The 19842-nt window shown below is 67.7% G+C and carries 24 protein-coding genes and 2 pseudogenes; 10 read left to right on the top strand and 16 right to left on the bottom strand.

All coding sequences use genetic code 11. The features are described 5' to 3' along the window. Positions 1–28 precede the first annotated feature (28 nt). Genes EXE63_RS20290 through EXE63_RS20275 form a run of 4 tightly spaced genes read right to left on the bottom strand, consistent with a single transcriptional unit; the run spans position 29 to position 1609 of the window. Positions 29–490, bottom strand: coding sequence for a molybdenum cofactor biosynthesis protein MoaE (locus tag EXE63_RS20290; protein WP_168143415.1), 462 nt, complete (start codon positions 488–490; stop codon positions 29–31). Next, complete coding sequence (locus EXE63_RS20285; RefSeq protein WP_168145671.1) at positions 480–959, bottom strand: MogA/MoaB family molybdenum cofactor biosynthesis protein; 480 nt, start codon at positions 957–959, stop codon at positions 480–482. The genes EXE63_RS20290 and EXE63_RS20285 overlap by 11 nt, the downstream gene beginning before the upstream one ends. Next, the gene (moaC, locus tag EXE63_RS20280; RefSeq protein WP_168145670.1) at positions 956–1384 is read right to left on the bottom strand and encodes a cyclic pyranopterin monophosphate synthase MoaC; all 429 of its coding nucleotides are present in this window, start codon (positions 1382–1384) and stop codon (positions 956–958) included. Before moaC ends, EXE63_RS20285 begins: the two co-directional genes overlap by 4 nt. A gap of 45 nt (positions 1385–1429) precedes the next feature. Beyond that, positions 1430–1609 carry a hypothetical protein gene (locus EXE63_RS20275; protein WP_209999775.1) on the bottom strand — a complete coding sequence of 60 codons (180 nt, stop codon included), beginning with the start codon at positions 1607–1609 and terminating at the stop codon, positions 1430–1432. 65 nt (positions 1610–1674) lie between these two features. Between EXE63_RS20275 and EXE63_RS20270 the strand changes: the two genes are divergently transcribed. The 4 genes from EXE63_RS20270 (at position 1675) to EXE63_RS20255 (ending at position 6578) form a co-directional block, all read left to right on the top strand. Beyond that, entirely contained in the window at positions 1675–3951 is a 2277-nt protein-coding gene (locus tag EXE63_RS20270; RefSeq protein ID WP_168143413.1) for a helicase-associated domain-containing protein, read from the top strand. Between the two features lie 42 nt (positions 3952–3993). Further along, positions 3994–5643 carry a DNA repair helicase XPB gene (locus EXE63_RS20265; RefSeq protein WP_168143412.1) on the top strand — a complete coding sequence of 550 codons (1650 nt, stop codon included), beginning with the start codon at positions 3994–3996 and terminating at the stop codon, positions 5641–5643. Continuing rightward, on the top strand, positions 5640–5987 hold the full coding sequence (locus EXE63_RS20260; RefSeq protein WP_168143411.1) for a VOC family protein: 348 nt from the start codon (positions 5640–5642) through the stop codon (positions 5985–5987). Before EXE63_RS20265 ends, EXE63_RS20260 begins: the two co-directional genes overlap by 4 nt. Before the next feature lie 249 nt (positions 5988–6236). Beyond that, on the top strand, positions 6237–6578 hold the full coding sequence (locus EXE63_RS20255) for an MmpS family transport accessory protein (protein WP_168143410.1): 342 nt from the start codon (positions 6237–6239) through the stop codon (positions 6576–6578). Positions 6579–6592: 14 nt separating this feature from the next. On the opposite strand, the gene EXE63_RS20250 is transcribed toward EXE63_RS20255, so the two are convergent. From EXE63_RS20250 to EXE63_RS20235, 4 genes are all read right to left on the bottom strand, one after another. Further along, positions 6593–7078, bottom strand: coding sequence for a YbaB/EbfC family DNA-binding protein (locus EXE63_RS20250; protein WP_234904191.1), 486 nt, complete (start codon positions 7076–7078; stop codon positions 6593–6595). 18 nt (positions 7079–7096) lie between these two features. Further along, entirely contained in the window at positions 7097–7426 is a 330-nt protein-coding gene (locus EXE63_RS20245) for an ESX-1 secretion-associated protein (protein WP_168143409.1), read from the bottom strand. A gap of 2 nt (positions 7427–7428) precedes the next feature. Then, complete coding sequence (locus tag EXE63_RS20240; RefSeq protein WP_168143408.1) at positions 7429–8187, bottom strand: EspA/EspE family type VII secretion system effector; 759 nt, start codon at positions 8185–8187, stop codon at positions 7429–7431. A 79-nt stretch (positions 8188–8266) separates the two neighbouring features. Continuing rightward, the gene (locus tag EXE63_RS20235) at positions 8267–8746 is read right to left on the bottom strand and encodes a MarR family winged helix-turn-helix transcriptional regulator (protein ID WP_168143407.1); all 480 of its coding nucleotides are present in this window, start codon (positions 8744–8746) and stop codon (positions 8267–8269) included. Positions 8747–8790: 44 nt separating this feature from the next. On the opposite strand from EXE63_RS20235, the gene EXE63_RS20230 reads away from it, so the two are divergent. Then, the gene (locus EXE63_RS20230) at positions 8791–9204 is read left to right on the top strand and encodes a DUF5313 domain-containing protein (protein ID WP_168143406.1); all 414 of its coding nucleotides are present in this window, start codon (positions 8791–8793) and stop codon (positions 9202–9204) included. A 13-nt stretch (positions 9205–9217) separates the two neighbouring features. Here EXE63_RS20230 and EXE63_RS20225 read toward each other — a convergent pair whose 3' ends face one another. Together EXE63_RS20225 and EXE63_RS33300 are read right to left on the bottom strand one after the other, a co-directional pair. Continuing rightward, the gene (locus EXE63_RS20225; RefSeq protein ID WP_057168497.1) at positions 9218–9562 is read right to left on the bottom strand and encodes a cupin domain-containing protein; all 345 of its coding nucleotides are present in this window, start codon (positions 9560–9562) and stop codon (positions 9218–9220) included. 28 nt (positions 9563–9590) lie between these two features. Continuing rightward, positions 9591–9797: pseudogene (locus EXE63_RS33300) on the bottom strand (LysR family transcriptional regulator); the annotation flags it as partial. A gap of 120 nt (positions 9798–9917) precedes the next feature. Between EXE63_RS33300 and EXE63_RS20215 the strand changes: the two are divergent. Together EXE63_RS20215 and EXE63_RS20210 are read left to right on the top strand one after the other, a co-directional pair. Then, positions 9918–10628 (top strand): SDR family NAD(P)-dependent oxidoreductase, encoded by a 711-nt coding sequence (locus EXE63_RS20215; protein WP_168143405.1) that lies wholly within the window; start codon positions 9918–9920, stop codon positions 10626–10628. Beyond that, a complete protein-coding gene (locus EXE63_RS20210) occupies positions 10628–10990 on the top strand; it encodes a YybH family protein (protein ID WP_168143404.1) in 363 nt (120 codons plus the stop codon). The genes EXE63_RS20215 and EXE63_RS20210 overlap by 1 nt, the downstream gene beginning before the upstream one ends. On the opposite strand, the gene EXE63_RS20205 is transcribed toward EXE63_RS20210, so the two are convergent. Then, positions 10971–11960 (bottom strand): LLM class F420-dependent oxidoreductase, encoded by a 990-nt coding sequence (locus EXE63_RS20205; protein WP_168143403.1) that lies wholly within the window; start codon positions 11958–11960, stop codon positions 10971–10973. The genes EXE63_RS20210 and EXE63_RS20205 overlap by 20 nt on opposite strands. Positions 11961–12073: 113 nt before the next feature. Between EXE63_RS20205 and EXE63_RS20200 the strand changes: the two genes are divergently transcribed. Continuing rightward, a complete protein-coding gene (locus tag EXE63_RS20200; RefSeq protein ID WP_168143402.1) occupies positions 12074–12754 on the top strand; it encodes a furin-like repeat-containing protein in 681 nt (226 codons plus the stop codon). A gap of 3 nt (positions 12755–12757) precedes the next feature. Continuing rightward, positions 12758–13183, top strand: a complete 426-nt coding sequence (locus tag EXE63_RS20195; protein WP_168143401.1) for a pyridoxamine 5'-phosphate oxidase family protein — start codon at positions 12758–12760, stop codon at positions 13181–13183. On the opposite strand, the gene EXE63_RS20190 is transcribed toward EXE63_RS20195, so the two are convergent. Further along, a complete protein-coding gene (locus EXE63_RS20190) occupies positions 13147–13719 on the bottom strand; it encodes a TetR/AcrR family transcriptional regulator (protein WP_168143400.1) in 573 nt (190 codons plus the stop codon). The genes EXE63_RS20195 and EXE63_RS20190 overlap by 37 nt on opposite strands. Positions 13720–13794: 75 nt before the next feature. On the opposite strand from EXE63_RS20190, the gene EXE63_RS20185 reads away from it, so the two are divergent. After that, positions 13795–15003: an FAD-dependent monooxygenase gene (locus tag EXE63_RS20185; RefSeq protein ID WP_168143399.1), complete on the top strand. Its 1209-nt coding sequence runs from the start codon at positions 13795–13797 to the stop codon at positions 15001–15003. Here the strand turns inward: EXE63_RS20185 and EXE63_RS20180 are convergent. The 4 genes and pseudogenes from EXE63_RS20180 to EXE63_RS20165 form a co-directional block, all read right to left on the bottom strand. Continuing rightward, positions 14989–15960: a GGDEF domain-containing protein gene (locus EXE63_RS20180; RefSeq protein ID WP_168143398.1), complete on the bottom strand. Its 972-nt coding sequence runs from the start codon at positions 15958–15960 to the stop codon at positions 14989–14991. The genes EXE63_RS20185 and EXE63_RS20180 overlap by 15 nt on opposite strands. Before the next feature lie 15 nt (positions 15961–15975). Continuing rightward, positions 15976–17431 (bottom strand): annotated as a pseudogene (locus EXE63_RS20175) (class I adenylate-forming enzyme family protein). A 22-nt stretch (positions 17432–17453) separates the two neighbouring features. Further along, complete coding sequence (locus EXE63_RS20170; RefSeq protein ID WP_168143397.1) at positions 17454–18686, bottom strand: ICP22 family protein; 1233 nt, start codon at positions 18684–18686, stop codon at positions 17454–17456. A gap of 99 nt (positions 18687–18785) precedes the next feature. After that, a complete protein-coding gene (locus EXE63_RS20165) occupies positions 18786–19811 on the bottom strand; it encodes a helix-turn-helix domain-containing protein (RefSeq protein WP_168143396.1) in 1026 nt (341 codons plus the stop codon). Positions 19812–19842: the final 31 nt, after the last annotated feature.

The following is a 19842-nucleotide window of genomic DNA, read 5'->3' as shown; positions in this document are numbered from 1 at the left end:
CCCGATGGGAGTGCGGCTTCGGTGCGTTCTAGGCCGAGTTGACCCATTCGTCGGAACCGTCGCCGAAGTGCTGGTGCTTCCACACCGGCAGCCGGTCCTTGACGGTGTCGACGAGCAGCGCGCAGGTTTCGAATGCCGCGCGCCGGTGATCGGCGGCCACCGCGACGACGAGGGCGGCATCCCCGATGCGCAGATCGCCGATCCGGTGGCTGACGGCGACGGCACGCACGCCATGGCTGTCCCGGGCCACCTCGTGCACCACCTCGTTCAGGGTCTCCCACGCCGACGGATGCGCGGAGTACTCCAACTGCGTCACCGAGCGCCCGCCGTCGTGGTCGCGGACGACCCCGGAGAAGCCGACGACCGCGCCGGCCGCTTCGTGAGCGACCAGGGCTTCGTGCTCGGTCAGGGAGATCGGTTCCTCGCAGAGGCCGACGCGGAGGACTTCAGCGCCGGTCTCCTCTTCGCGCAAGCGCTCATCAGCGGGCATGGTCGCCTCCGGCCAGTTGGTCCAGCGAATGCTCCAACACGTCGGCGAGCACACCCAGTCCGTCTTTGACACCGCCGGTGGACCCCGGCAGGTTGATGATCAGCACCCCGTCGCGCACTCCGCACACGCCGCGGGACAGCACCGAGGTCGGCACCTTCGGCAGACCGGAACGGCGAATCGCGTCGGCCAGGCCCGGAATCTGGTAGTCGACCAGCTCGGCCGTGATGTCGGCGGTGCGGTCCGTCGGCGAGATGCCGGTGCCCCCGGAGGTGATGATCAGCGAGATCCGGTCCGCCAGAGCCTGCCGCAGGGCCGCCTCGACATCGCTGCCGTCGGCGACGACCACGGCGGCAGGCACGTCGAATCCGCGCTCGCCGAGCCATTCGACGATGACGGGGCCGGTGCGGTCCTCGTAGACGCCCGCGGCGGCACGGGTGGAGGCGATGACGACGCGCGCCGAGCGCATCAGGCGGGCGTCCAGGTCCCGGTCTTGCCGCCCTCTTTGCGCACCACGTGCAGGTCCTCGATACGGGCGGCCGGGTCGACGGCCTTGATCATGTCGTAGACCGTCAGCGCCGCCACGCTCACCGCGGTCAGCGCCTCCATCTCTACGCCGGTGCGGTCGGTGGTGCGCACCGTGGCAGTGATGGTGACTTCGGTTGTGCCGATGGCGAATTCGACGTCCACCCCGGTCAGCGCCAACTGGTGGCACAGCGGGATCAGGTCGCTGGTGCGTTTGGCCGCCATGATCCCGGCGACCCGGGCGGTGGGTAGTGCGTCACCCTTGGGCAGCCCGCCGCCGGCGATCAGTTCGATGACATCGGCGCGGGTGTGCACCGCTCCCTGCGCGACGGCGGTGCGCCTGGTGGCGGTCTTGGCCGTGACGTCGACCATGTGGGCCGCGCCCGACTCGTCGAGGTGCGAGAGCCCGCTCACCGGTTACTTGTTGACGACGGTGACCGGGTGAATGTACGGCAGTTGCTCTGCGGGCAACGGGAAGGTCACGTCACCGAACGGGGACAACGAACCGGTGCGATCGCTGACGAGCTCGCTCACCGCATGATCGCCCTCGGCCACCTCGGGCCAGCCATTATCGACGTACTGCTTCTTGTCTGCCACACCCACATTGTGGCAGGTACCACGAGCGGTGGCGAGAGCGGGACGCTGGCTTAGGCTGGTCGGCAATGACCAAAGTAGGTGGGGCCGGCGTGCCGCTCGGCGTCTGGCTGGCCGACCTGCCCGACGAGAGCCTGGTCCGGCTGCTCGAATGCCGGCCGGACCTCACCCAGCCACCGCCGGGCACCATCGCCGCGCTGGCGGCCCGCGCCCAGGCCCGCCAGTCGGTCAAGGCGGCCACCGACGCCCTGAACTTCCTGCACCTGGCGGTGCTGGACGCTCTTCTCGTGCTGCACGCGGACACCGCCCCGGTGCCGCGGGACATGCTGCTGGAGTACCTCGATGACCGCGCCGACAGCGCCCAGCTCAAGGAGGCGCTCGACGCGTTGGCCGACCGCGCCCTGATCTGGGGTGAAGACGTGCTACGCGTGGTGGCCGAGACCGCGGCCGGGCTGCCCTGGTACCCCGGCCAGGCGGTGCCCGATGTGCCCGATCTGCCCGCCGAGGAGATCCCGGCGCTGCTCGAGGACCTCGACGAACCGTCGCGTGAACTGCTGACCCGGCTGGTCGAGGGCTCACCGGTGGGACGGACCCGCGATGCGCTGCCCGGCACGCCCGCCGACCGGCCGGTGCAGCGGCTGCTGGCCGCCGGGCTGCTGCACCACATCGGCAGTGACACCGGGGACACCGTCATCCTGCCGCGGGTCGTCGCCCAGGTGATGCGCGGTGACCTGCCCGGCCCGACCGGTCTGCGCACGCCGGACCCGACGATGCACACCACGACGCAGGCCGACGTCGACTCGGTGGCCGCCGGCGCCGCCATCGACCTGCTCCGCGAGTTCGACGTGCTGATCCAGACGCTGTCGTCCACCCCGGTGCCCGAACTGCGCAGCGGTGGGCTCGGGGTCCGCGAGGTCAAGAAGCTGACCAAGTTGACCGGTATCGACGAGCAGCGGCTGGGCCTGATCCTGGAGGTGGCCGCCGCGGCGGGTCTGATCGCGCCCGGTACCCCGGACCCCGAACCTGCCGACGGCAACGCCCCGTACTGGGCGCCGACGGTCGCCGCGGACCGTTTCATCGAGATCTCGACCGCCGCGCGCTGGCACCTGGTCGCCTGGACCTGGCTGAACCTGCCCGCGCGGCCGAGCCTGGTGGGCAGCCGCGGTCCCGACGGCAAGCCGTTCGGAGTGCTCTCGGATGCGCTGTACTCGACCGCTGCCCCGCTGGACCGTCGCCTGCTGTTGACGGTGCTCAACGATCTGCCCGCCGGCGCGGGCGTGGAACCCGAATCGGCGGCGCTGGCGATGGTGTGGCAGCGGCCGCGATGGGCCGCCCGGCTACAACTCGACCCGGTGACCAACCTGCTACGCGAAGCCCACGCGGTCGGGCTGGTCGGGCGCGGCGCGATCGCCGGCCCGACCCGGTTGTTGCTGGCCCAACGCAGCGAGGACGACGCCGAGGCCGTGATCAACGCGATGGCCAAGGTGCTACCGGCACCGCTGGACCATTTCCTGCTGCAGGCCGATCTGACGGTGGTGGTGCCCGGCCCGCTGCTGCGCGAGCTCGCCGAACAGCTCGACGCGGTGGCCACCGTGGAGTCGGCCGGTGCCGCGATGGTCTACCGGATCAGCGAACCGACGATCCGCCGTGCTCTCGATGCCGGGCACACCGCGGGCGGGCTGCACGCCTTCTTCGAGAAGCACTCGAAAACACCTGTGCCACAAGGTTTGACGTACCTCATCGACGATGTCGCACGCCGACACGGCCAGCTACGGGTCGGGATGGCGGCATCGTTCGTGCGCTGCGAGGACCCGGCATTGCTGGCCCAGGCGGTGTCCACGCCGGCCGCCGAACCCCTGGAACTGCGCATCCTGGCGCCCACCGTCGCGGTGTCGCAGGCCTCGATCGGCGATGTGCTGGCGGCCCTGCGCGCCGGCGGGTTCGTGCCTGCTGCCGAGGACTCCACCGGTGCCGTCGTCGACATCCGTGCCCGTGGCGCCCGGGTGCCCGCACCGGGGCGGCGCCGGGTGTTCCGGCCGCTGACCGCTCCCGGAGCCCAGACCCTGGGCGCGATCGTCGCGGTGATGCGCAGCGTGGCTGCCTCGCCGCGCTCCGGTGAACGCCTGGATCCGGCGGTGCTCATCGCGCTGCTGCAGCAGGCGGCGCTGGAGCAGACGTCGGTGGTCATGGGTTACGTGGATCCGGCGGGGGTGGCCACCCAGCGCGTGGTGTCCCCGATCAACATCCGCGGGGGCCAGTTGACCGCCTTTGATCCGGCCTCGGGCCGGGTGCGGGAGTTTGCCATCCACCGCGTGACATCCGTGGTGTCGGCCGACTCTGGATAATGGACGGAATGACCTTCAAGCGAGTAGCGAAGCGGATCGCGCATGACTGACGGCCCCCTGATCGTGCAGTCCGACAAAACCGTGCTGCTCGAAGTCGACCACGAACTCGCCGGTGCGGCGCGGGCGGCAATCGCCCCGTTCGCCGAGCTCGAGCGCGCCCCCGAACACATCCACACCTACCGCATCACGCCACTGGCCCTGTGGAACGCCCGCGCCGCCGGGCACGACGCCGAGCAGGTGGTCGACGCCCTGGTGAGCTTCTCCCGGTACGCGGTGCCGCAGCCGTTGCTGGTCGACATCGTGGACACCATGGCCCGCTACGGCAGGCTGCAACTGATCAAGAGTCCGGTGCACGGACTGGTGCTGGTGAGCCTGGACCGCGCCGTCCTCGAAGAGGTGCTGCGCAACAAGAAGATCGCCCCGATGCTGGGCGCCCGCATCGACGACGACATGGTGATCGTGCACGCCAGCGAGCGCGGGCGGGTCAAACAGATGTTGCTGAAGATCGGCTGGCCCGCCGAGGACCTGGCCGGCTACGTCAACGGCGAGGCGCACCCGATCACCCTCGCCCAGGACGGCTGGGTCCTGCGCGACTACCAGGAGATGGCCGCCGACTCGTTCTGGGCCGGTGGGTCCGGGGTCGTGGTGCTGCCCTGTGGCGCGGGCAAGACCCTGGTCGGCGCGGCCGCCATGGCCAAGGCCGGTGCGACCACGCTGATCCTGGTCACCAACACCGTCGCAGGCAGGCAGTGGAAGCGTGAGCTGATCGCGCGGACCTCGCTGACCGAGGAAGAGATCGGCGAGTACTCCGGCGAACGCAAGGAGATCCGCCCGGTCACCATCGCGACCTATCAGGTGATCACCCGGCGTACCAAGGGCGAGTACAAGCACCTGGAGCTGTTCGACAGCCGTGACTGGGGCCTGATCATCTACGACGAGGTGCACCTGCTGCCCGCGCCGGTGTTCCGGATGACCGCGGATCTGCAGTCGCGGCGCCGGCTCGGGCTGACCGCGACACTGATCCGCGAGGACGGCCGCGAAGGTGACGTGTTCTCGCTCATCGGTCCGAAGCGCTACGACGCGCCGTGGAAGGACATCGAGGCGCAGGGCTGGATCGCGCCGGCCGAGTGCATCGAGGTCCGGGTGACGATGACCGACAACGAGCGGATGCTCTACGCGGTCGCCGAACCAGAGGAACGCTACAAACTGTGCTCCACCGCGCACTCGAAGATCGCGGTGGTGAAGTCGATCCTGGAGCGCCATCCCAAGGAGCCGACGCTGGTGATCGGCGCCTACCTCGATCAGCTCGACGAGCTCGGCCAGGAGCTGGACGCCCCGGTGATCCAGGGCTCGACCAAGAACGCCGAACGCGAGCTGCTGTTCGACCAGTTCCGGCGCGGTGAGATCCGCACCCTGGTGGTGTCCAAGGTCGCCAACTTCTCCATCGACCTTCCGGAAGCCTCTGTCGCCGTTCAGGTTTCGGGAACCTTCGGGTCGCGTCAGGAGGAGGCGCAGCGGCTGGGACGGTTGCTGCGGCCCAAGGCCGACGGTGGCGGTGCGGTGTTCTATTCGGTGGTCAGCCGCGACAGCCTGGACGCCGAGTACGCCGCGCACCGGCAGCGTTTCCTGGCCGAGCAGGGCTACGGCTACATCATCAAGGACGCCGACGATCTGCTGGGCCCGGCCATATGACCGTCGGGCGGGTGGTGCCGATCCTCACCGTCACCGACATCGAGGCGACCCGCGACGCGTATGTCGCCACGCTCGGCCTGACCGAGGTGATGAACCACGGGTGGATCGTCACCCTCGCCGACGCCGAGCATCGGCACCAGCTCAGCTTGATGACGAAGGACCTGACCGCGCCGGTCAACCCGACGGTGTCGATCGAGGTCGACGATGTCGAGGCCGCGCACGCCGCCGCGCTCGCCGCGGGCCTGCGGATCGTGCACCCGCTGTCCGACGAGGAATGGGGCGTGCGGCGGTTTTTCTTCGCCGACGGCGCCGGCAACGTCGTCAACGTCCTGGCGCACCGCTGACATCGTCACGCAAAGATGCGGTCAAGCCACTGAGGGCGGCGATTTAGACTGAAAGGACCCTTACGCAAGGAGTTCGACGGTGACGAGTAACGACGGGGGCTACTACCCGCCACCAGGTGGACAACCCTGGGTGTCCCGCAGGGGCCGCCTCCAGGCTATCCCGGAGGACCCGGCTATCCGCAACAGCCGCCGCCCAAAGGCAAGAGCCGGTGGCCGTGGATCATCGGGGGCGTAGTTGTTCTCGTTCTCGTGGCCGCCGTGGGGCTTGTCGTGATCAGTTCCGGCGGCGATGACGATCGCTACGATTCGCACCGCACCGTGGTGACCTATTCGGTGACCGGTGCTGCAGAGTCGGTGGAACTCGTATATCAGAGTGCCGACGGTGAGGTCCATGTGCAAACCGTCCCTCTACCGTGGGGGGAGACCGTGACACTTGAGGGTGAGGACGCCTACTTCGAGGTCTCGGCGCAGACGACCGATGGATCCGACCAGGAACTTGCGTGCCGGGTGATCACGTACGGGACAACGCTTGTCGAGGATCGAACCGTCGGCGGGTCCGTGAGCTGCGACGGCCGCGTGAACGGGCAGTGACCCACACCGATATCTCAGTGCGCATCCTCGCCGTACCTGGCGGCGAAGACTTCGGCGATGTTCTCGGCGGCCTGCTCCGGTGACGGCAGCTGAATGGCGGTGCTCAGGATGGAACTCCATTCTGAACGGTCATTTCCCATCCGGGCCAACCCCTCAAGTAGGAACCCGTGCATCACGGATCGTGCCTTGAGCTGCGCCAGCTCGGCGATCACCCGAATCTCTTCCGCCAGTTCACGTTCGGTCATCTTCACCACACTCGGGTCGAGATCTACCCGCTGAACCGGTCCGGTGAGGTACGCCGACACCGATACTGTGCCGGCCGGATTTGTCACAGTGAAGACCGGGACCTCTGAGTCGTCATCTTCGTCAGTCCCTGTGTGCGGGGTGTCCCGCGGCTCGTCATCAGCCGGCGGAGAGAAATCCAGGGCAGCGAGTTCGCCGCCCTGCTGCTCGGCGTCGTAGTCGTCCACGGTGTCGTCGTCCCAACCAACGCCACTCACCGGCGGGCTACCTTCGGTTCAGCCACCGGGCTGCATCTGCCGATCGATGTCGCGCTTGCCCTGCGCGTCGATGGCGTCGTATCTCTCGGCCGCGCGCTCGAGCTTGACTGCGAGATCGTCGGACTGCGCTCGCACCATGTTGGTTGCTTGCTTGCGTACTTCCTCCGCCCGCTTGAGCGCCTTGGCAGTGTCATCGCAGACGGTTCCGTGCGTCTTCTCCACCCCCGTGTGGACCCCGACCGCCTTGAGTCGCGCGTCCCATATCGCCCGTGAAGCCTGGTTCTGCTGATCGGCCAGCACGCGGATGTGCCCGGCGGTAATCTGCAGTGGGCTCAATGGTTGGCTCATCGTCATCTCCCTGCCGGCGGGGGCATCCGCGGATCGTAGTCATTGGCGGAATCAGAGATCGTGACGCCGTCCGCGATCTTCTGGTACTCGTCGCCGACTTTGGCGACCGACCGGGCGATCGCATCGGCCTCGTCCTGCATGCTTTCGTATTCCGGAATGGCCTGGGCCAGGGTGGTGGCGACCATCGCGACCTCCATCGCGTACTGCGCCGCCTTGCCGTACGCCCCCATCCTTCCGACGTACTGGGTGAAATTGCCGAAGTCGGCCAGGTCGTTGTGGTGGATCTCCAGGGACCTGCGAACCGGCGGAAGCAGGTCCGCCTCGTTGCTGATCAATCGGTGGATCTCGCGGTCCAGATCGGCAAGGGTCACCACGCGATTGTGTTGCTCTCTGTTCCGCTCCGAGTAGCGGTCGGCCGCGGTCCCACCGGACCATTGATCGCCGGGATACGCGCCGGCCAGCGGGAGCTCGGCCGCATCGAAAGCCTCGGCGGAGTCCGTGAATTCGTTGGCATGGTCCGGGTCGCCCTCACCACAGGACTTCAGCATCCGGTCGATCTGCTTCTGCCCCTCCTGGAGCACGACCGTCGGGGCAATGATGAGTTTCCCGGCCCGATGCTCGATCGTCCTGGCCGTCTCGCCCAGGCTGGGCATGCCGAGTTTCTCCGCGGTCTCGGCGACCCATTCGGCGGCCTTCTTGGCCTTTTCTGCCACCTCGGACACACCGTCGACGACGTCGTCGACAAAGCCCCAGAACCCCACGCTGCCATCACCTCCGCCGCATTCGAGGCTAACATCGCCCCACCAGGCGCAGCTGCACCAAATTCGCTCGGTTCGGGAGTCAGGTTTCCAGCGCGCCGGCAGCCACCGCGGCCGCATTGATCCGGGTCAGCACCGAGTGCAGATGCTCCAGTTCGGCGAGGTCGACGCCGAGCCGGGCCACCACGGCGGGCGGGATGTCCAGGGCCTTGCGACGCAGCGCCGCACCGCCGGCGGTCAGCGAGATGAGCGTGGTGCGCTCATCGGCAGCGCTACGGGTCCGGGTGATGAAACCGAGCGTCTCCAGCCGCTTGAGCATGGGTGACGTGGTGGCCGGGTCCAGCTGCAGCAGGGCGGCAATCTGCTTGACGGACAACGGTTCTCCATCGACATTGGCGTTGTCCCACAGCGCCAGCATCACCAGGTACTGCGGATGGGTGAGCCCCAGCGGCTCCAGCAGGGGCCGGTACACCGCCAGCACGGCGCGGTTGGTCACCGCGAGCGCGAAACACACCTGACGCTCCAGTGCGAGCGGATCGACTTCATGGGACACCGTGGTCATGCTCACAATAGTAGCCCACTAATAGTTAGGGTACTATTTAAATCATGGCCGACACTCCCACCTTCGTTCAGCGGGTTCTCTACGCGTACGGGCGGCGTCTGCCCGATTCCATGCAGGACTGGGTCGCCGCCGACCTGTCCGGCCCGGGCGCAATCCGCCGCCACATGATCCGCTACGCGATCCCGCCGGCGTTGATCCTCGCGCCGCTCTGGCTGCTGCCGGCCTCGCTGTACGTGCACCTGGAGATGACCGTGCCGATCTACACCTGGGCGCTGATCATGGGCTACGTACTGAACAAGGTGTGGCGACGGCACCGCCTGGCCCAGCACGGTCTGAACCCCAACCTGGTCGACAGCATCAATCGCGAGAAGAACGCCCGGGTGCACGAGGACTATGCCCGGCGCTACGGCGCCCGCCCCGAAGAGGCGCGCTGGCAGTCGAACTCCAGTCCCTTCTGAGGCGCCGCCCCGGTCAGACGTGCGGGCCGACCTGTTTGGCCACCGTCAGCAGCACCACCGAATCCTCGATCGCGGCCAGCGCGTGCCGGGTGCGCGGGAGCACCAGGTGGTCACCGGCCGAACCTTCCCAGCCGGCGTCGGCGGTACTCACCCGGACCCGGCCGTGGAGCACCTGCACCGTCGCCTCCCCCGGACTCTCGTGATCGTCGAGACCGTTGCCCGCGGTCAGCGCCATCAGGGTCTGCCGCAGGCTGTGCTCGTGACCGCCGTAGACCGTGTGCGCGCTGCGACCGCTGGTGGCGGCGCGGGCCGTTTCCAGGTGCTCACGCGCGAGGGCAGTGAGCGAGATCTTCTCCATGAACTCAACTATCGCACCTCTGACAAGGCCGGGCATCGGGCAGCAGCGCGGTCCCCGCCGGGGTGAGCGCCACCGACCGGCGGTCCCGGTCGAACAGCTGAACCTTGAGATCGCGTTCCAGCGCCTTGATCTGCTGGGACAGCGACGGTCCCGCGATGCGCAGCCGCTCGGCCGCCCTGCCGAAGTTCAGTTCCTCGGCGACCGTCACGAAATACCGCAGCTGCCGCAGTTCCACCCGGTGCAGCCTAGTAGGCCCGCGCTATCACCAGCGAGTTTTCCGGTCCTATCGACCAGGCATGGGTGCCGCCGTGAATGCGGTTGAGGCGAACAGATCACCCCCAGAAAGGCTCAGCTCATGAACAACACCACCCGCGTCGCGATCATCACCGGCGCATCCCAGGGAATCGGCGCGGCACTGGTCGAGGGCTACCGCACGCTCGGCTACGCCGTCGTCGCCAACTCACGCACCATCGCCGCGAGCGATGACCCGATGGTGCTCGCGGTACCCGGCGATATCGGTGAACCCGGTGTCGGCCGGCGCATCATCGACGCCGCACTGGAGCACTTCGGCCGCGTCGACACCGTCGTGAACAACGCAGGCATCTTCATCGCCAAACCGTTCACCGCGTACACCGACGCCGATTACGACGCCATCACCGGGGTGAACCTGCGCGGCTTCTTCGAGGTGACCCGGGCCGCGGTCGCCGCGATGGAATCCCATGGCGGCGGCAACATCATCAGCATCTCGACCAGCCTGGTCGACCACGCGAACTCGCAGGTTCCCTCGGCACTGGCATCGCTGACCAAGGGTGGCCTGAATGCGGCGACCAAGGCGCTGGCCATCGAGTACGCGGGACGCGGCATCCGCTCCAATGCGGTGGCGTTGGGCATCATCGATACCCCGATGCACCCACCGGAGACCCACGAGTTCCTGGCCGCGCTGCACCCGGTCGGCCATCTCGGTGCCATCGACGATGTGGTGGACGCGGTGCTCTACCTGGAGAACGCCGGCTTCGTCACCGGCGAGATCCTGCACGTCGACGGCGGCCAGGCGGCGGGGCACTGATGTCCGGCGGGCAGGTACTCCACGAGGTCCTCGACGTCTGGCAGGCGGGTATCGACGCCCACGAACCGGATCGGGTGGCGCAGGTGTTCACCACCGACGCCATCTTCCAGGGACTGCGGCCCTACAGCGTGGGCCGCGCGGGCGTCCGCGACTACTACGCGTCACAGCCGCTCGGACTGACCGTGCGCTACCGCATCCTGGAGAGCCGCACACCCGCCGACGGTGTGGTGCTCGGCTACACGCGGGCCGATTTCACCTTCGCCGACGGTGCCACCGTCACCCTGAATCTGAGCGTGCTCGTCACCCGCACGCCAGACGGCTGGCGAATCGCGCACTACCAGGTCAGCCCAGTGCAGGGATGACCTCACGCTCGAACAACTCGATACCGGAACGGTCGTACGCGGCTTCGGGGAAGTACACGATGGCGTATTCACACCCGAGGTCGCGCAGCCGCGTCAGCCGTTCGATGACCTGTTCGGGGGTGCCGGTGGCCGAGTCCGGTGAGGCGACATTGGACAGCATGGCATCGACGGCGTCCTCGCCGGCCTTGGGCACCTGCCGGTCCCGGATGGCCTTGAGCCGGTCCTTGACCTCGGACTCGGAGCCGGCGATCACGGAGTTGACGTTGGCCGACCGCACGATCGCGCCGAAATCGGTGCCGACCTCGCCGCAGTGCCCGGCCAGGATCTGCGATTTACGCTCGAACTCCTCGGGCGCGCTGCTGAAGTTGGTGTACTGCGCGTACTTGGCGGCGATGCGCAGGGTGACCTTCTCGCCGCCGCCGGCGATCCACAGCGGCAGCCCACCCTCCTGCGGCGGCCTGGGGGCGACGATGGCGCCGTCCACCTGGTAGTACTTCCCGTCGAAGGTGACCCGGCCGTCACGCCAGGCGTCCCGCATGATCTGCACGCCCTCATCGAGGCGGCCCAAGCGCTCACCCGCGGACGGGAATCCGTACCCGTAGGCGCGCCATTCGTGTTCGTACCAACCGCCGCCGATACCCATCTGGGTGCGGCCGCCGGCGATCACGTCGACGGTTGCTGCGACTTTTGCCAGGTAGGCCGGATTCCGGTAACTCATGGCGGTACACATCTGGCCGAGTTTGACCCGTTCGGTGGTGGCCGCGAACGCCGACATCAGGGTCCAGGCCTCGTGGGTGGCCTCATCGGTGGGGACCGGAACGGTGTGGAAGTGGTCGTAGACCCACACCGAGTCCCACGTGCTGTTATCGGCGTAGGTGGCCAGGTCACGCATCACTGACCAGTGCTTATCGGTGGGAATGTCGACGAGGTCGAGTCGCCAACCCTGCGGGATGAAGAGTCCGAAGCGCATACCTTCAAACTCTAGGCCCACACGTTCCGTTGTTGAATCGTCTACACTCTGTAACTATCGTTCGCTGAAACCGATATACGAGTCGTTCGCGCACCCGATCCCGAGGACTGATGATGACTGCCAACCCACGCCGCCTTGCGGCTGCATCACTGGCAGCCTTCATGCCGCTGGCCGCGATCTCGATAGCCACTGCAGCTCCCGGCGCGGCGGAGAGCTGCTCGCGGGGCCAGGTCTCCTATAACGGTAACTGCGTGGACACCTGCAACGATTCGCAGGTCCGCAATGCTGACAGCGGCGAATGCCAGTCGCTGTTGTCCGCTGCCCTGCAGAAGGCTCAGACTCCCGCTATAGCAAAGCTCACGCCCGATCAGCTGGGCGGTGTGGTGCAGTTGGCCAACAACATCGGGGCCCTGCCCGAAATCAACCAAACCATCGGCACCTCGTTCGGCGTGGCTAACACCGTGGTCGGTTGGCCTGCCCTCTTCGCCGGCGCGGTCGCTGACACCGCCATCGCTCTCGACCTGCTCGGTTTGGCTCCGGGCGGAAGCAGCTACGGCGGAGCCAGCTTGGTGAGCAGCTTCTCGCAAGTTGCCAATGCGGCCAACTTCATGTCGGCCGTCCCTGCTGCCCTGAACGTCCCGGTCGGTCTCCCGCAACTCCCGCCTCCCCCGCCCATCGGCATGCCGCAGCTCCCGCCCGTCGGTTTGCCTCAGCTTCCGCCCATCGGCCCGCCGAAGCTCGGAGCCTCGGGCATCTGCGGTCCGCAGCTGCTCTTTTTCCGCCCCTGCCTCTGACCCATGGCCCTCTCTCGGGAAGAACGCGAAACGTTCCTTGCTGAGCCCCATGTTGCCGCTCTGTCGGTGAGCGCCGGGAAAGATCGCGGTCCGTTGACCGTGCCGATCTGGTACCAGTACACCCCCGGTGGTCAGCCCTGGTTCATCACCGGCACCGGGTCACGAAAGCACCGGTTGATCGAGGCCGGCGGATACCTCTCGTTGATGGTCGAGCGCGTCGAACCCACCGTCCGTTATGTCGCGGTGGACGGCGCGGTGGACCGGATCGAGGACGGCACCGACGACCAACTCGTCGAGATGACCAGGCGTTACCTGCCGCCCGAGGCGGTCGAACCGTATCTGGAGATGGCCCGGCGCGAGCACGGCCCCAGCGTGGCGGTGTTCATGAAACCTCAGCACTGGCTGTCGGCCGATCTGGGCGGTTTCTGACTCAGCCCCAGCGCGTCCAGCGCCCCAGCGACACCCGCGGCCCGCAGTGCATCGGCCGGCGTATCGGGAAACTGCAGGCAGCAATCCTGTAACCCGCCCAGCGCGATCACGGCGCGCACGTCCTGTTCCAGCGTGAGGTCCGGCCCGAAGATCACCCGTCCGAGGCGTTCCCGCCAGGCCAGCATGCTGTCGATCAGCCCGAGGTCGGCGATGGTGCTCAGCTCAGACACCACGGTCACCAGAGCGGCGCGATGTAGGTAGAAGTAGTCGAAATAGCGCCCGAGAAGCTCGGTGGGGGTCAGTCCGTCGGCCCGCTCACATTCGGCGACGAACTGTTCCCCGCCATCGATCAGTGGCGCAACGATGCTGCGCACCAAGTCTTCTCGCGACGAGAAGTGGTGATACAACGCCGGTTTGGTGATGCCCAGCCGGGCCGCGATGTCCTGCAGGCTGGTGCGCTGCACACCCTTCTCGGCGAACAGTTCGCGCGCCACCTCCTGGATGCGTTGGCGGGTGTCCGACCGGGGTGCGCTCACGTACCCAGCCTAACTGACCGATCGTTAAGTAAGCTGATAGGCATTCACTTACCGACCGTTAAGTAAGGAGCAGACATGCGGGTTCTGATTTCGGGTGCGAGCATCGCCGGACCGGTGCTCGCCTATTGGCTGAGCCGTCACGGCTTCGAGGTCACGGTGGTCGAACGGGCGCCGCAACTGCGCAAGACCGGCGGGCACGCCATCGACCTGTTCGGGCCGGCGATGGGGATAGCCGAGAAAATGGGGGTGCTCGACGCCGTGATGTCCCACGCCACCGGCACCGAGCGGATCATCTTCCACCGCCGGGGCGCCCGCCGCCCAGCGCAGATCGACTACCACAAGTTGTCCTCCGCGCTGTCGGACCGGCACGTCGAGATCATGCGGGACGACCTGAGCGAGATCTTCTACGACGCGGGCCGCGACGCCGTCGAGTATCTGTTCGGAGATCACATCACCGCAATCGGCGCGGACGGCACCGTGACGTTCGCGCGGGGCGCGGCACGGCAGTTCGATCTGGTGATCGGCGCGGACGGGCTGCACTCCGGCGTCCGGCAGCTGGTGTTCGGGGCGGACAGCGGGCACGAGGAATTCCTGGGCGCCTACCTCGCGGTGGTCTCGGTGCCGAAATCGCTGGCGCGAGATGGAGAAATGGCGGGCTTCATCGACGTGGACCGCACCGCGATGATCTACACCGCCGATCACCTGGACGATGCGCGGGCGGTCTTCATCTTCCGGCCGGTGAACGACTTTCACTACGACCACCGCGATACGCCGGGCCAGCAGCGCCAGCTGACCGACCGGTTCGCCGGGATGAGCGCCGAGGTGGACCGCTGGTTGACCGAGCTCGGAGGCACGCCGACCTTCTATTTCGATGCCATCACCCAGCTGCAACTGACCAGCTGGTCGCGCGGACGGGTGACCTTGGTCGGCGATGCCGGCTACTGTCCGGGCCCCGCGGTCGGCGGCAGCACCAGCCTCGCGGTGATCGGCGCCTACGTGCTGGCCGGCGAACTGCAGCGGGCCGGCGGTGATCCGGCCGTCGCCTACCCCGCCTATGAGCGCGTGATGCGCGAGCCGGTGCTCGGCGCCCGGGCGCTGGCCAAGTCCATGGCGAAGAACATTCTGCCGTCATCGCCGCTCGGCATCCGCGCGTTGATCGTTGCCGGACAGCTGATCTCGGTGTTGCCGACCCGGGTGACCGCCGTGCTGGCCGGACTGAACAGCAAGGGCATTCGGCTCTACGACTCGATCGAGGTGCCGCAGTACCAGCTATCCGACGTCTGAGCCGTCGCGGCGGGCACGGTCCCGGCCCCGGTACAGCTCGGCGTCGGCCCGCGCGTACAGATCGGCAATGTCGACCGGGCCAGAGGTCCGGGTGGCGGTGCCGATGCTGACCCGCGGCGTGCTCGACCGCACGTCGTCGAGGAACCCCTCGACATCATCCCCGGCGATGCAGGCGGCGAACTCGTCGCCGCCGAGTCGTGCCAGCACCGCGCCGCGGGGAGCGGCTCGTGCCCAGTGCCGGGCGTACTCGATGATCAGACGATCCCCGGCGGGATGTCCCTGGGTGTCGTTGAGCCCCTTCAGATCGTCGATGTCGAGCGCGACGACGGTGATCGCCGACGGCGCACGGAGCGCGGCAAGCAGGTCGGTGGTGGCGATCTCCCAGCCGGCCCGGTTCAGCAGGCCGGTGAGCGGGTCGGTGCAGGCCGCGGTGAACATCGCCCGCATCAGCAACCCGAAGGACTCGGCAGCCCCGGCGATCGCCACCACGATGATTAGGAGGGTGATGACACCCACGTGCGGTGCCGGCGCGATGGCGACAGCCGCCACGCAGGCCAGGATCAGGATGCCGATGAGCACCCACGCCTGCCGGGGCGGATGGAAGGCCCGGATGTACATCGCGAGGAACATCGGCGCGATCAGGCAGACGTACTCGGCGGTGAGGGTGACGTGAAAGGCCATCACGACCGGCGTGGCGATGACAGCGACCGCAGTGGCGAACATGGCACGGTTCGGCCTGACGGACAGCTGCACGAGGCCGAGAACACCCAGCACGATGGCGATGATGCCGCCGACCGGGTTGCCGTAGGCCAGGTCGGTGCGGACCGGGAACAGCGTGAACACCACGCCGTAGGTGAAGAGAAATGTCGTCGCACCCAGGTAGATGCGCAGCAATCTGACACGCTGCTCACCGATGAAATGACCCCTCGCCCCGGCGAGGGAGGTGATGCGGGACATGACCGACAGTCTGCTCTACGTCGCGGGCCGATACAACGCCGCCACCCCGGGCACGCTCACCTTGAGCGACGGGGTGCGGGGTAGCTCGTCGACGAAGACGACCGAGACCGGAACATGATGTGCCGGTAGCGCCGCGCGCACGGCCGAGAGAAGGTCCGATTCGGTGGCGGTCGCGCCCGGGACGGTCTCGACGGCCGCGAAGGGCACCTCCCCGAGTCTGGCGTCGGGCACCCCGACCACTCCGGCATCGCGCACCGCGGGATGCGAGATGAGCACGCCCCGAACCGTTTCCGGGATGATCTTGAAGCCGCCCCGGTTGATCGCGCCATCAGCCCGGCCGTGCACGGTGATGAACCCGTCTTCGTCGATCGACGCAATATCGGTGGTACGCACCCAGTCCGGGCCCAGCAGCGGGACCTTCGCGGTCAGGATGCCCGGCTCCCCGGTCGGTGCCGCGGCACCGGTGTCGCCGTCGATGATCCGGACCTCGACGCCGGGCAGTGCACGTCCGGAACTGGCGCGTTTGCGGGCGCCGAACTCCCGGTAGAGATCCGGCGTCCAGGTGCATACCGAACCGGCGAATTCCGTTGCACCGTAGGCGGTGAGCACCGGGATGCCGTAACGCTGCTCGAAGGCGTCGCGGGTGGGCACATCGAGTGGGCCCGACGCGCTCATGACGAACTGCAGCGAGGACAGATCCGCGGTGGGCAGGTCGGCTTCCAGCAGCATGCGCACCACCGCCGGTTGCACGCCGACGCGTTGCAGACCATGTCTTTTCACCACATCAACCCAGGCCGCCACACTGAAGCGCTCCATCAGCACCATGTGCTTGCCGACGTAGACACCGGTGACCAGCTGGCAGACACCGCCGATCCCGCCGAGCGGCCAGTAGACGAGTTCCGGGGTTCATCGGGCGCCGCTTGCCCCCGGTGACGCTGAACACGGTGTGCTCCAGTACCGCGGAGCGCACCACGAATCGCTTGGGCGGCCCGGTGGTTCCGCTGGTGAGGATGGCCAGGGCACCGTGCACCTGCGGACGCTGCCGGGTGGTGTCGGCCTCGGCAACCGCGGCCACCTCGGCGCCCAGCGAGACCCCGGCAGCGCCGATGCGGTGCACCGCGGCCAGGACGGGATCGGTCCAGTCCTGCGGGTCGGCGAGTACGGCCGCGACGTCGAGGCGTTCGATATCGGCGGCGATCGCCTCGGGTGACTGGAACGAGTAGACCATCACCGCCGGGCGACCGGCCGCGAGTGCCGCGATGACGGCGGCGGCATGCGGATAGCGATTGCGCACCACCACCCCGACCGGTGCGTCCGGGGCGAAGCCGGCGGCGTCGAGCAGTGCGGTGATGGCGGCGCCATAGGCAGCGACCTGATCGCCGGAGTGCCAGCGCCCCTCGAACTCGATACACGGCCGGTCACGGTAGCTCGCCAGGCCTGCCGCAAACCTTTCGGTAAAGCTTTCGGTCACGGGTTCATTGTGCACCCTGACGCTATGCGGCAGCGTCCCTCTTCGGGTCGCCGTTCGCTTCTTTGTCAACCGAGCCGACACCGGCGTCCGCACCGGGGCCGGCGCCTGGGGCCGTGTCTTTCGGTGTGGTCAGCCCAGTTTCCGGGCCTTCCTCGTCCTCGTCATCGTCCTTCGGCGGGGTCACCCCATCGGCCACGTCCGGCGCATCCACCGAGTCGATCTCTTCTTCGCCCACCTCGCCGTCGGCTCCCCCGTCGGTCGCGGGCTCACCGATCGCTTCGGTTTCCTCCTGCTCCAGATTGTCACCTTCGCCCTCCTGGGCCTTGGGTTCTTCCGCCTCACCCTTCGGCGACTCGATCAGCTCGTCAGGTGCGGCCGGGACTCCCTCGGCAACAACGGATTCGGCGGCGTGGGCGCCGGCCTGCCCCAACGTCAGGGTCACGGTGTTCGGACCGGTGGTGGACTGGGCCCCACCCAGACCGACCGTGGATTCGACCGAAGGTGCCCGCAGGGCCGAGAACGGCGGCGGTGGCGGCGCCGTCGCCAATGCGGTGGCGATACCCAACTGTGCGGCTTCGATCCCGTCGATGATGGAGCCTGCGCCCTCGCCGATGGCGAGGAGAAAGTTCCGGGTGCCGTCGATCACGGCGTCCACGATGTTGCCGAGATTGAAACTCAGCACCGCGCCCACCAGATCCTGGACTCCCTGGATGAGCGAGACGACAACGACGTTTCCGGCCACCAGGAAACCGTTGGTCACATCGAGGAATGCCTGCGGCACCGCGGACCGCAATGCGGCCTCCACCACGTAGTACTTCTGGTTGCGCCACACCAGCGAATTCAGCAGCGGCTCACCGATGGCCACCGCCGAGTCGCGGATCGCCGTCGTGAAGGTTTCGAAGGCTCCCACGAAGTTGAGCGCGAAGACCTCTTGGATGATCTCTCTCGTCACACCGGGAATCGACAGCAGCGATTCCACAGTGCCGATGCCTGCTTTGGCGAGCCCGCCCAGGTAGACCACCCAGTTCTCGGCCCAGTTCTTGACGGCTTGCCGCACGACGGGCAGCGTGAGGAGGTACGGCAGGTCCAACGCGGCCAGCTGGACCTCAGGTGAGATCGCCCTGACCGATGCCCCCGCCTCCCACACCGACGCCGAAGCCACCGGCGTGATCGGGCTGATCGGGGGCAGCGCCATCGCGCTCGCGCCGGCGATCGCGATCCCTCTGCCGAACCACAGCGGTACTGAAGCGTCCATCGGTCTCCCCTGTTCGGCACGCGCTCATCACACCCGGAGCATCAACGTATCCGCTGGAAACCCTGCTCATAGCGGGTTCTCCCATTATTAACCAAAGCGTCAAAATGACCGTGGGTTCTCGAGCCCGCCCGCTGCCCGCGCGGGTGCCCCGGACACCGCGGCCCACCCGGTGAAGCAACTGCGGTAGTCGCTGGGCGTGGTGTGCATCTGCTTGCCGAAGTGGTGACGGAAGGTCACCGGGGACTCGAATCCGACGCGCGCCGAGATCTGTTCGATCGAGAGATCGGAGGACTCCAGCAACGCGAGGCTGGCCTGGATGCGCTGTTCGATGAGCCATTTGATGGGCGTGGTGCCGGTGGCCTTGGCGAACTGGCGCAGATAGCTGCGCCGCGACATCGTCGACTGCGCGGCCAGCTCATCGAGGGTGATCGGACCGTCGAGATGCTCTATCGCCCAAGCCATTCCGGCGGCGATCCGCCCGTCGGCAGTCGGCTCGGGGATCGGGGTGTCGATGTACTGGGCCTGCCCACCGGCGCGATGCGGGGAGATCACCAGTCGCCGTGCGACGTCGTTGGCGACCCGCATCCCGTGGTCGGACCGCACGATGTGCAGGCAGAGATCCAGCCCCGCCGCGCAACCCGCACTCGTGAGCACCCGCCCGTTGTCGACGTAGAGCGGCGCGGGGTCGACGTCGATCTCGGGGTATTGCCGGGCGAGCATGTCGGCGTACACCCAGTGGGTGGTGGCCGAGCGACCGTCGAGCACGCCGGCGGCGGCCAGCGCGAACGCACCCGAGCAGATCGACACCAGCCGCGCCCCGCGGGCATCGGCGGCCCTGATCGCGTCGATGAGCCCGTCCGACGGGCGTTGCCGCACATCGCGCACGCTGGGGATCAGCACGGTATCCGCGGCCGCCAGGTCGTCGATGCCATAGGACGTGCGCACCGTCGCCCCGCCGAGCATCCGGACCTCGGCTTGCTCCGAGCACAGCTGCACCGCGTATCCGGGCGGCGCGACCCCGGCCGAGAACAAGGCGGGTAGCTCGGCCATCCCGAAGATCTCCGCGGCCAGGCCCGATTCGAAGCCGGACATGCCGTCATAGGCAAGAATCGCGACCGTATGCATGTCACTATGTTATCGAATAGCGGCACCAGTG

This window comes from Mycolicibacterium frederiksbergense (assembly GCF_012223425.1).
GTDB lineage: Bacteria > Actinomycetota > Actinomycetes > Mycobacteriales > Mycobacteriaceae > Mycobacterium > Mycobacterium frederiksbergense.
This window is presented reverse-complemented; position numbering and strand designations above follow the sequence as displayed.

Coding starts and splice junctions, on each gene's coding strand:
- EXE63_RS20205 (WP_168143403.1), bottom strand. CDS start 11,960: ATGCGCTTCGGACTCTTCATCCCGCAGGGTTGGCGACTCGACCTCGTC.
- EXE63_RS20195 (WP_168143401.1), top strand. CDS start 12,758: ATGGCCCTCTCTCGGGAAGAACGCGAAACGTTCCTTGCTGAGCCCCAT.
- EXE63_RS20235 (WP_168143407.1), bottom strand. CDS start 8,746: ATGACCACGGTGTCCCATGAAGTCGATCCGCTCGCACTGGAGCGTCAG.
- moaC (WP_168145670.1), bottom strand. CDS start 1,384: ATGGTCGACGTCACGGCCAAGACCGCCACCAGGCGCACCGCCGTCGCG.
- EXE63_RS20170 (WP_168143397.1), bottom strand. CDS start 18,686: ATGGACGCTTCAGTACCGCTGTGGTTCGGCAGAGGGATCGCGATCGCC.
- EXE63_RS20290 (WP_168143415.1), bottom strand. CDS start 490: ATGCCCGCTGATGAGCGCTTGCGCGAAGAGGAGACCGGCGCTGAAGTC.
- EXE63_RS20180 (WP_168143398.1), bottom strand. CDS start 15,960: ATGTCCCGCATCACCTCCCTCGCCGGGGCGAGGGGTCATTTCATCGGT.
- EXE63_RS20210 (WP_168143404.1), top strand. CDS start 10,628: ATGTCCGGCGGGCAGGTACTCCACGAGGTCCTCGACGTCTGGCAGGCG.
- EXE63_RS20225 (WP_057168497.1), bottom strand. CDS start 9,562: ATGGAGAAGATCTCGCTCACTGCCCTCGCGCGTGAGCACCTGGAAACG.
- EXE63_RS20215 (WP_168143405.1), top strand. CDS start 9,918: ATGAACAACACCACCCGCGTCGCGATCATCACCGGCGCATCCCAGGGA.
- EXE63_RS20245 (WP_168143409.1), bottom strand. CDS start 7,426: ATGAGCCAACCATTGAGCCCACTGCAGATTACCGCCGGGCACATCCGC.
- EXE63_RS20260 (WP_168143411.1), top strand. CDS start 5,640: ATGACCGTCGGGCGGGTGGTGCCGATCCTCACCGTCACCGACATCGAG.
- EXE63_RS20270 (WP_168143413.1), top strand. CDS start 1,675: ATGACCAAAGTAGGTGGGGCCGGCGTGCCGCTCGGCGTCTGGCTGGCC.
- EXE63_RS20165 (WP_168143396.1), bottom strand. CDS start 19,811: ATGCATACGGTCGCGATTCTTGCCTATGACGGCATGTCCGGCTTCGAA.
- EXE63_RS20200 (WP_168143402.1), top strand. CDS start 12,074: ATGACTGCCAACCCACGCCGCCTTGCGGCTGCATCACTGGCAGCCTTC.
- EXE63_RS20265 (WP_168143412.1), top strand. CDS start 3,994: ATGACTGACGGCCCCCTGATCGTGCAGTCCGACAAAACCGTGCTGCTC.
- EXE63_RS20230 (WP_168143406.1), top strand. CDS start 8,791: ATGGCCGACACTCCCACCTTCGTTCAGCGGGTTCTCTACGCGTACGGG.
- EXE63_RS20185 (WP_168143399.1), top strand. CDS start 13,795: ATGCGGGTTCTGATTTCGGGTGCGAGCATCGCCGGACCGGTGCTCGCC.